The organism is Kitasatospora sp. MBT66, assembly GCF_000710405.2.
GTDB lineage: Bacteria > Actinomycetota > Actinomycetes > Streptomycetales > Streptomycetaceae > Kitasatospora > Kitasatospora purpeofusca.
Window position 1 is genome coordinate 836,428 of sequence record NZ_JAIY01000010.1, and the last position, 328, is coordinate 836,755.

Annotated in this window: 1 protein-coding gene; it reads right to left on the minus strand. The window is 66.5% G+C overall.

Going from position 1 to position 328, the window contains the following annotated elements; genetic code table 11:
- Window positions 1-184 (minus strand): cytochrome c oxidase subunit 4 (locus tag BI06_RS28410; protein ID WP_043472427.1); only part of this gene is annotated, 184 nt, incomplete at its 3' end.
- Window positions 185-328 lie beyond the last annotated feature (144 nt).

A 328-nucleotide genomic window follows, 5' to 3' on the forward strand; every position in this document is an offset into this window, starting at 1 on the left:
CCCGGCGGGCGGTGAAGGCGAGGTAGTACCCGATGAAGGCGCACAGCGCGAAGGCGAGGAACAGCGCGGTGGTACCGGCGGCCTCGATGCCGTGGTCGGAGTTGTTGGTCCACAGGCCGTAGGTGATCGCCATGGCCAGCACGAAGACCGCCAGGCCCAGGAAAATCTTGCCCTGTTCCCTCATCAGGCGTCGCCTTCCTTCTTGCCCTTGCCGAGCTTCGGGGCGTCGTACTTGGCCGGGGTCACACCGGCGAAGTGCTTGGCCGGCTCACCGTGGTACTCCAGGTAGTCCAGCGCGGCGATCTCCGGGTAGTGGAGGTCGAAGGCC